This is a genomic window from Streptomyces sp. NPDC059477 (assembly GCF_042749375.1).
GTDB lineage: Bacteria > Actinomycetota > Actinomycetes > Streptomycetales > Streptomycetaceae > Streptomyces.
In genome coordinates, this window is the sequence record NZ_JBHYUG010000124.1 from 12,940 (window position 1) to 21,847 (window position 8,908).

10 protein-coding genes are annotated in these 8,908 nt (G+C 71.8%); 6 read left to right on the forward strand and 4 right to left on the reverse strand.

The genetic code is table 11. The features are described 5' to 3' along the window. Positions 1 to 382 precede the first annotated feature (382 nt). From ACFXAZ_RS36160 to ACFXAZ_RS36185, 6 genes are all read left to right on the forward strand, one after another. Positions 383 to 1,231, forward strand: coding sequence for an alpha/beta fold hydrolase (locus ACFXAZ_RS36160; RefSeq protein ID WP_384600190.1), 849 nt, complete (start codon positions 383 to 385; stop codon positions 1,229 to 1,231). A gap of 81 nt (positions 1,232 to 1,312) precedes the next feature. Beyond that, a complete protein-coding gene (locus tag ACFXAZ_RS36165) occupies positions 1,313 to 2,239 on the forward strand; it encodes a VOC family protein (RefSeq protein WP_384600193.1) in 927 nt (308 codons plus the stop codon). Beyond that, positions 2,236 to 3,567 (forward strand): aromatic ring-hydroxylating dioxygenase subunit alpha, encoded by a 1,332-nt coding sequence (locus tag ACFXAZ_RS36170; RefSeq protein ID WP_384600196.1) that lies wholly within the window; start codon positions 2,236 to 2,238, stop codon positions 3,565 to 3,567. Before ACFXAZ_RS36165 ends, ACFXAZ_RS36170 begins: the two co-directional genes overlap by 4 nt. Then, complete coding sequence (locus ACFXAZ_RS36175) at positions 3,564 to 4,106, forward strand: aromatic-ring-hydroxylating dioxygenase subunit beta (RefSeq protein ID WP_384600199.1); 543 nt, start codon at positions 3,564 to 3,566, stop codon at positions 4,104 to 4,106. Before ACFXAZ_RS36170 ends, ACFXAZ_RS36175 begins: the two co-directional genes overlap by 4 nt. After that, positions 4,103 to 4,486, forward strand: a complete 384-nt coding sequence (locus ACFXAZ_RS36180) for a bifunctional 3-phenylpropionate/cinnamic acid dioxygenase ferredoxin subunit (RefSeq protein ID WP_384600202.1) — start codon at positions 4,103 to 4,105, stop codon at positions 4,484 to 4,486. Before ACFXAZ_RS36175 ends, ACFXAZ_RS36180 begins: the two co-directional genes overlap by 4 nt. Then, complete coding sequence (locus ACFXAZ_RS36185; RefSeq protein ID WP_384600205.1) at positions 4,473 to 5,270, forward strand: SDR family NAD(P)-dependent oxidoreductase; 798 nt, start codon at positions 4,473 to 4,475, stop codon at positions 5,268 to 5,270. Before ACFXAZ_RS36180 ends, ACFXAZ_RS36185 begins: the two co-directional genes overlap by 14 nt. A 170-nt stretch (positions 5,271 to 5,440) precedes the next feature. On the opposite strand, the gene ACFXAZ_RS36190 is transcribed toward ACFXAZ_RS36185, so the two are convergent. From ACFXAZ_RS36190 to ACFXAZ_RS36205, 4 genes are all read right to left on the reverse strand, one after another. Then, the gene (locus ACFXAZ_RS36190) at positions 5,441 to 6,253 is read right to left on the reverse strand and encodes a 2-keto-4-pentenoate hydratase (RefSeq protein ID WP_384600208.1); all 813 of its coding nucleotides are present in this window, start codon (positions 6,251 to 6,253) and stop codon (positions 5,441 to 5,443) included. Further along, positions 6,250 to 7,494 (reverse strand): NAD(P)/FAD-dependent oxidoreductase, encoded by a 1,245-nt coding sequence (locus ACFXAZ_RS36195; RefSeq protein ID WP_384600211.1) that lies wholly within the window; start codon positions 7,492 to 7,494, stop codon positions 6,250 to 6,252. The genes ACFXAZ_RS36190 and ACFXAZ_RS36195 overlap by 4 nt, the downstream gene beginning before the upstream one ends. A gap of 179 nt (positions 7,495 to 7,673) precedes the next feature. Next, positions 7,674 to 8,456, reverse strand: coding sequence for a GntR family transcriptional regulator (locus tag ACFXAZ_RS36200; protein ID WP_384600214.1), 783 nt, complete (start codon positions 8,454 to 8,456; stop codon positions 7,674 to 7,676). 103 nt (positions 8,457 to 8,559) lie between these two features. Further along, positions 8,560 to 8,736 carry a hypothetical protein gene (locus ACFXAZ_RS36205; protein ID WP_384600217.1) on the reverse strand — a complete coding sequence of 59 codons (177 nt, stop codon included), beginning with the start codon at positions 8,734 to 8,736 and terminating at the stop codon, positions 8,560 to 8,562. Between the last annotated feature and the right edge of the window lie 172 nt (positions 8,737 to 8,908).

Consider the following 8,908-nt stretch of genomic DNA (forward strand, 5'->3'; position numbering starts at 1 on the left):
AGCCCGCGCCCTCGGGCGCCCGCGCGTCGGGGGGGGGGGGGGGGCGCGGGGGGCCGGGATGGGCCCCACCCTCGCCACCGCCCCCCCGGGGGGGCCCTACCGCCCCGGCTGGTGGGGCGCCAACGGCTGAAGGGACGGATCGGCTGAAGGGGCGCGGGCGCCAGGCCGGGGCAGTGGCGGTGGCCGTGACGTTGGCGGTGGCGGTGGTGCCAGCGCGGTGGGGTTCCGGCCACCGGAACGATTCCCGGCCGGCGAGGAGCGGCGGGCCGAGACTGCCAGTCGGTGAAGGCGACGGTGATGACGCTCCCCACCGCGTGCGTCGCGGCCGGCCTTGACCCCGAGGTGACTCCCTCATGTGGAGCGAGCAAATGGAGCGAGGCATATGAGCACGACGATCGCCACAGCCGATGTCACGGTGGGGGAATACTCCCTCCGCCTCAACCGTGCGGGCGAGGGCAACGCGGAAGCCGTTCTCTTCCTGCACGGTTCGGGCCCCGGCGCCACCGGCATGTCCAACTTCGGCGGCACGGTCGGGTCCTTCGCCGACACCTATGACTGTCTGGTCCCCGACCTGGTCGGCTGGGGCGACTCCAGCCATCCGGAGAACACTCCGCCCGGCTCCCGGATCCGCCAGAACACCGAGGCGGTCCTCGGGCTGCTCGACGAACTCAAGCTGGACCGGGTGCATCTCGTCGGCAACTCACTGGGAGGCGCGCTCGCACTGCACCTGGCGGCCCATGCCCCCGAGCGGTTCGGCAAGGTCGTCTGCATGGGAGCCGCGGGCGCCGGGAACACGGCCGTGCCGACCCCGGCGCTGATGAAGCTGATCACCTTCTACGACGACCCCACCCCCCGTGCGATGGCCGAGCTGATCTCCTCCATGCTCCACGACCCCGGGCTGTTCGGCGACCGGCTCGGTGCCATCGCCGAGGAGCGGCTGGCGGCGGCGGTGCGGCCGGAGGTGGCGCGTTCCCACCGGCAGACCTTCGCGAGGGCACCCGGTGGCGGAATCGGACTGCCCGAGACCGCTCTGAACCGCATCAGCCATGACGTACTGCTGGTGCACGGGCGGGAGGACGTGATCGTCCCGCCCGAGGGGAGCGAGTGGTACGCGCGCAGGATCCCCAACGCCCGGATGTATCTGGTCCCGCACTGCGGGCACTGGGCGCAGATCGAGCAGGCCGACCGCTTCGCCGGTGTGGCCCGCTCATTCCTCACCGGCCTGATCTAGGTGCCCAGCGGCCACAGCGGTCCGACCGAGCAAGAGCGGCGGCCACAGCGGTCCCACCGAGCAAGAGCAAAGGACAGGAACATGAGCATGGTCAGCGCCTTGGGCTACGTCGTCGTACGGGGCCCGCTGGAGCCCTGGCGGCAATTCGGCACGGAGGTGCTCGGGCTTCAGCCGGGGCATTCCCCGGACCCGGACACCCTCTTCTTCAGGAACGACGAGCGCGCCTGGCGGCTGGCGGTCGAGGCCGGCGAACCGGCCGGTCCGCGGTCCCTCGTCGCACTCGGGCTGGAGGTCAGGTCCGCGGACGACCTGGACACCCTCACCGGGACACTGCGTTCGGCCGGTGTGGAGGTGCGCGAGGACGCCGCGCTGGCGGAGCGGCGGCGCGTCCGCAGGCTGATCGCCTTCCGTGACGTTACGGGCAACGACGTGGAGGCGTACTGGGGCGCGACCGTCGAGAGGAGCGGCTTCGTCTCTCCCCTCGGTGTCACCTTTGTCGCCGGACGGACCCCGTACGGGGAGATCGGGATCGGCCACACCTTCCTGCTGGCCGAGGACGCCGAGCGGGCCGCCGCCTTCTATCTGGGCAACCTCGGGTTCCGGCTCTCCGACACGATCGCGTTCGGCCCGCAGTCCGCGCACTTCCTCCACTGCAACCCCCGTCACCACTCGGTGGCGTTCGCCGCGCTGCCGGGCGCCCCGACGTCAGGGCTCGGCCATCTGATGCTGGAGGTCACCACGCTGGAGGCGGTCGGTCACGCGCTGGACGCCGTGCACCGGATGGAGGCCCCGGTGCCGATCTCGCTCGGGGAGCACTCCAACGACCGGATGACCTCCTTCTATGTGCGTACCCCTTCCGGATTCGACATCGAGTACGGGTGGAACGGGCGCGTCATCGACGACCGGGACTGGACCGTCCATCACTACGAGTCGCCGAGCACCTGGGGCCACCGCTTCGCGGCCCCGTCCGTGCCCGTGACCGACCGAGCCGCGAGAGGTACGTCATGATCGATGTCAGTGAGCTGGTCCGCCCCGACGAAGGGCTGATCAACCCCAGCATCTACACCGACCCCGAGGTCTACGAACTGGAGCTGGAGCGGATCTTCGCCCGTAGCTGGCTCTTCCTCGCGCACGACAGCCAGCTGCCCAAGGCGGGCAGTTTCGTCCAGGCGTACATGGCGGAGGACCCGGTGCTGGTGGTCCGTCAGCGGGACGGGTCGGTGAAGGCGTTCCTCAACCAGTGCCGCCACCGGGGGATGCGCATCTGCCGTACCGACGAGGGTGTGGCGCGGGCGTTCACGTGCAGTTATCACGGCTGGGGCTACAACCTGGCCGGTGAGCTGGTCAACGTACCGATGCGGGAACGGGCGTACCACAACGAGATCGACCCGGCGGAGTGGGGACCGCGGCCGGTACCGCGGCTGCATCACCACCGGGGCTTCTACTTCGGCACCTGGGACGAGGAGGCCCCGCCGTTCGACGCGTATCTGGGCGACATGGCCTGGTACTTCGACGCGATGGCGGACCGCTACGACGAGGGGCTGACGCTGGTTCCGGGCGCCACGAAGTGGGTCATCGACTGCAACTGGAAGTTCGCCGCGGAGCAGTTCTGCAGCGACATGTACCACGTGCCGTTCTCCCACGCGTCCGCGTTCACCGCGCTGGTGGACGACCCCGGCGTGGTCGCCCGGATGACCGAGGCGCAGCTGACGCAACCGGGCCGGCAGTTCTCCGGCAACGGCCACGGCTCGGGTTTCGGGCTCCGCCCCGACATCGTCCCCCATCAGGTGGGCCCCGAGTTCGACGCCTGGCTCACGGCCAACCGCGAGCGGATCCATGGCCGCCTCGGTGAGCAGCGGGCCCGGAACGTCCACGGTCACAACACGGTCTTCCCCAACTTCTCGTGGCTCGACATCAACAACACCATGCGGGTCTGGCATCCGCGCGGGCCGGGGCAGATGGAGGTGTGGGCCTGGACGTACGTCCCCAAGGGGGCGCCCGAGGAGGCAGTGCGGGAGATCCGGCAGGCCACCATCCGTACGTTCAGTCCGGCCGGCGTCTTCGAGACCGACGACGGGGAGAACTGGACCGAGATCCAGCAGGTCCTGCGCGGGCACATGGCCCGCAGAACCCTGCTGAACGCCCGGATGGGCCTCGGTCATGAGAAGCACGGCACCGACGGCATGCCCGGACAGGTCACCGACGACATGTACAGCGAGATGGCGGCCCGGGGCATGTACCGCCGCTGGGCCGATCTCATGTCCGGGCTGACCTGGCAGCAGATCGCCGAGCTGGACCGGAGCAGACAGCGGGAGGAAGAGGTGCGGACGCCATGACCACCACCACGGCAAGGACGCGCACACCGGTCGGCGCACCGGTCCAGCACGAGATCGAGCAGTTCCTCTATCTGGAGGCCGAACTCCTCGACGACCAGCGGTTCGACGAGTGGCTGGAGCTGTTCGCCGACGATACCCACTACTGGCTGCCGACCCGGATGACCCGGACCGTCCGGGAGCGGGACATCGAGGTCTGCGGTCCGGACGGCGCCGCCTTCTTCGACGACGACAAGGCGTTTCTGGCCGGACGGGTACGGCGCCTGGCGTCCGGCCGGTCCTGGTCCGAGGAACCGCCGTCGCGGACCCGTCGGCTGATCACCAACATCCGTGCCACCGACCTGGGCGACGGCTGCTTCGAGGTACGGGCCAACTTCCATGTGCTGCGCAGCCGGAGCGAGCGCCACCACGACACCTTCTTCGGTGAGCGGACCGATCTGCTGCGCCGGGTGAGCGGGGCGGCGGGGTTCCAGGTGGCCCGCCGCAGGATCGTGCTCGACACCACCACCCTGCTGGCACCGAGCCTGAGCGTGTTCCTGTGAGCGGGCGCACCGAGGCGCCGTGGATCCGCGCCTGCCGGGTCGATGAACTCCCGGACGAGCAGGCGGTACGGCTGGACACCACACCTCCGGTGTCGGTGTTCCGGTCCGGCGACGAGTTCTTCTGCGTCGACGACACCTGTACCCACGAGGACTTCTCGCTCGCGGACGGCTGGGTGGAGGGGGCCGCCGTCGAGTGTCCGCTCCATCTGGCCAAGTTCTGCCTGCGTACCGGCGCGGCGCTGTCCGCACCCGCGTTCCGGCCGCTCAGGACGCATGAGGTCCGGGTCGAGGACGGAGAGGTCCAGGTACGCCTCGCCCGGCAGCCGCCCGGGGCGGTCGCGGGTGCGACCGGGGAGGGGGCCTGTGATGGGGTGGCTTGAGGGGGCGTCGACGCTCGTCACCGGAGGGGCGTCCGGTCTCGGCCGTGCCGTCGTGGAGCGCTTCGCCGCCGAGGGCGCGCGCGTGGTCGTCCTCGACCGCTCCGGGGACCGGCTCGGTGCACTCTCCGCGGCCCTCGGTGACGCGGTCCGTACGGTGACGGGCGATGTGACGTCGTACGAGGACAACGCGCGCGCGTGCGCGGTAGCCGAGGAGGAGTTCGGCGGCTTGGACACCTTCGTCGGCAACGCCGGGCTGTGGGACTTCTGCCGGTCGCTCACCGACACCCCGGCGGATGTGCTGTCCAGTGGCTTCGACGAGCTGTTCGCGGTCAATGTCAAGGGGTATCTGCTGGGGGCGAAGGCGGCGGTGCCGCTGCTGCGCAGGTCCGGGGGCAGCATCGTCTACACGCTCTCCAACGCCGCCTTCTACCCGGGTCCCGGCGGGGGCGCGGTCTACACGGCGTCCAAGCACGCGGGGCTCGGGCTGGTCCGTCAGCTGGCCTATGAACTGGCCCCGGCGATCCGGGTGAACGCGGTCGCGCCGGGTGTGATGGCGACCGGCCTCAGCGGGCCGCGGGCCATGGGGCTGGCGGACACGTCCATCACCCGGGAGCTGCCCGTCGACCGTATCGCCTGCGAGCACACCGCGCTCAAGGTGGTGGTGCGGCCCGAGGACGCCGTCGGGCCGTACGTGCTCCTCGCGGCGAAGGAGTCGGCGTCCACGACCGGGACGGTGATCGACATCAGCACGGTCGGTGTTCCGCCGCGGCCCGCCGGTCCCTGACGGGGGACCCATGACCGTACAGCCCGTTGCCTGTGTGTCGGCAACGGGCTGTACGGTTACGGGCGTTTCTGCGGCTGACGGTGTGAACCGTGCGCCGTACCCTGTCGCCACACCCGGGCTGCGAGCGCGGGTGGGTCCGCGACACCTTCACTCACCGGCCGGTCGCGAGGTCACTTCCCTGTCCGTACGGAGACCCGCCCGAGGCCGGTGATGTGTGCGGTGAGGCTCTGCAGGGGGTCGAGCCCGGTCATGGGGCCCAGGGCACCGGTCAGCACGATGTCGCCCGCACGCAGTGGGGTGCCCAGCGCGCCGAGGGTGTCCGCCAGCCAGACGGCGGCCGTGAGCGGGTGGCCCAGGCAGTCCGTTCCTTTGCCCTCCGAGACGGTCTCACCATGGCGTGTCAGGGTCATGGCGCAGCTGCGCAGGTCGACGGCGGTGAGCGGCACCGGGACCGTGCCCAGCACGAAGGCGCCACTGGAGCCGTTGTCGGCGACGGTGTCCACCAGGGCGATGTCCCAGCCGGCGATACGGCTGTCGACGATCTCCAGCGCCGGGAGCGCGAAGGCGGTGGCCCGGATGACATCGGCGACCGTGTGCCGCCCGAGATCCAGGTCCCGGTCGAGGACGAGGGCGACCTCGGCCTCCGCCCGTGGCGCGATGAAGGAGCCGGGGTCGAGTTCGGCTCCGTCGGCGAAGGCCATGTCCGCGAAGAGGGTGCCGAAGTCGGGCTCGGAGACGCCGAGTTGGCGCTGCACCGCCGCGGAGGTGAGGCCGATCTTGTAACCGACCCGGCGACGGCCCTCGGCCACCCAGCGTTCGGTGTTCCGGCGCTGCACGGCGTAGGCGGAGGCCACGTCGGCGTCGGGGAATTCGTCCCGGACGGGCGGGACGGCCACGCCGGTGCGGTGTGCCTCGTGGAGACGGTCCGCGACGCGGTTGATGAGTGCGTCGGCCGGCTGCCCGGTCACCCTGTTTCCTCTCATCGTGTTCCTCCCCTGGCGAGGGCGCGCAGATCGGTGTCGGGTGACACCAGGGCCGGGGCGTCCACGCGGACGCGGCGCTCGATGAGTGCGCGTGCCGCCCGCAGGTCCTTGGGGCGGTTCATTCCCGCGGCGGCGACCAGGACGTCCCGGCGCGTCCAGAAGCCCAGGAAGCCGCCGTCCGCCGCTGCGGGTTCGTCCCGGCGCAGGACGAACTCGTCGTCGGGGCAGGGTCGCCCGTACATCTGGAGGGTCCTGCCGTACTGCTCGGAGTAGAAGTACGGCAGCGCCGAGTGGGCGCGTCGTACGCCCGCCATGACGGCTCCGGCGACCGCGCCCTGCCGCTGTGCGTTGTCCCAGTGCTCGATACGGGCCCGGGCGGTGAGAAAGGGGTGCGGCTGGTTGGTCACGTCCCCGGCCGCGAGGATCCAGGGCACGCTGGTGCGGCAGTGCTGGTCGACGACGATGCCCCGCTCGCAGCGCACCCCGGCGTGCTCGGCGAGGGTGGTGTCGGGGCGTACGCCGACGCCGACCACGACGGTCGCCGCGGACAGCACCTCGCCGGTGGTCAGCCGGACCCCGGCGACCTCCCCCGAGCCGGTGAAGGCGGCCACGGAGACTCCCGTACGCAGCCGGACCCCGGCCCGCCGGTGCAGGTCGGTCACCCGTTCCGCCAGTACTGTCCCGAGCGGACCCGCCAGGGGCTGCGGACCCAGTTCGGTGACGGTGACGTCCAGACCGGCCTCGCGGGCGACGGACGCCACCTCCAGCCCGATGAACCCGCCGCCGACCACGACCAGTGGGCCGCCGCGCCGCAGTCGTGCCGCCAGTACTCGGGCGTCCCGCGCGTCGCGCAGGGTGACGACGCCGGTGAGCCCCGCGCCGGGAACCGGCAGGGTGAGCGGGACGACCCCGGTGGCCAGGAGCACCCGGTCGGCGTGGAGTGTCCGCCCGTCGTCCAGCACCACGGCCCGTCTCTCGGGCTCCAGGGCCAGGACCCGGGTGCCCAGGCGGAGGGTGACACGCTGTTCGGCGTAGACGGACGCGGGGACGATGGGCTGCGCGAAGGCCTGGTCCCCGTCCGTGAGGGCCTTGGACAACGGCGGCCGTTCGTAGGGGAGATCGCCCCCGGCCTCCACCACCGTCACCTGCCCCTGGAATCCGTGCTGCCGCATGGACAGCGCGGCGGCGATCCCGGCCGCGCTGCCTCCGACGACGACATGGTGATGCGCTGTGCCGTCCACATGTACCTCCGCTCTCTTCCCGCTCTCCCATGGGCGGAAAGCCGCAAGACTAGGAGCGGACGCCCGGCCGGGGGGCCGCGCGTTCCGGCGGCCGGGACGCCGTCCGGGGCGCGGGCATAGCGGAGCTTCGTCGCCGGTCCCGGTCACACCCGACCGAAGAGGAGGGGTGTCCGGCGGGATCAGTCGTCCGTGTAGTGGAAGCGGACCCGGCTGCCGAGCCAGACCGTGCGGGTGGTCTCCAGGAGGCGGTCGTCGGCGAGGCGGGAGACGGTCCACACGACGAAGAGCGGGGCGTCGAGGGTGGCGTTGAGGAGCTCGGCCTCGTGGGAGGTGGCGGCGCCGACTTCGAGGTAGTTGGCGGCGGTGGCGGGGGTGAGGCCGTAGCCCTCCTGGAGGGTGCGGGAGAGGGAGCCGTCGATGAGGGTGCGGCGGGACAGGCGGGGGGTGAGGGCCTGGACGACCCAGGAGTCGGTGATGCCGATGGCCCGGTGGTCGACGACATGCAGCCGCTTGAGGTGGACCCGCTTGGCCGCCGCCTCCTCGGGGGTGATGAGTTTGGTCAGCTCGTACGGTTCGGGCACCGCGGGCTCGTCGCGCAGGTGGACGGAGCGTGCGCTCTGGCCCGCGGCGGCGAAGCGGTCCCGCCATGGGGTGCGCAGGCCGAAGTTGTGCTGGACCGGTTCGGGCCGGTCCGCGACGAAGGTGCCCGAGCCCTGCCGACGCTCGACATAGCCGTCCGCGGCCAGGCCGCCCAGTGCCTGGCGGATGGTGATCCGGCTGACTCCGTAGATCTCGGACAGCTCGCGCTCGGTGGGGAGTTGATAGCCTGCCGGCAGCTCCTGGTCGATCTGCCGGCGCAGGTCGCGCTGTACCTGGGCCCACGCCGGCATGGGTGAGCGCTTGTCGACGGGCCGGGCGAAGGTACGTACCGGATCGGTCGTCGGGACACGGGCGACGGACACGGGCGACAGCTCCCCCTCGGCTCTTTGCGGGCCGGCGGCACGCGGCAGCGCAATTGGTGCTGATGTTATCACCTAACAGCCCGTGCCGCGCACCACCGCCGGCTCAGACGGCGAGCTTGATGTGGCTGGCGTCCATGTTCACCGCCCCGCCCCGGAACGGCGGGCGCCCCCAGCGGGCGGCGGCACCGGCCGCGAACCAGGTACCGGCGACGGCGGTGGCGAGGTCACGGACGAGCCAGGCGTCCGGGGTGTCGGCGGTCACGGGAGTGCCGGCGCTCACCGGGGTGTCGGTGGGCTGCCGGTCGGGGGGCGGGGCGGGGGGCGCGGCCCCCCCCCGGGGTCTAGGGCCCCCCCCCCCCGGAGCGCGGCCCCCCCCCCACCTCGAGGTCCTCGGTGGTCACCGGCACGTCCCGGTCGGCCGGCGGGCCGCCGAACTCCACGGTGACCACGCA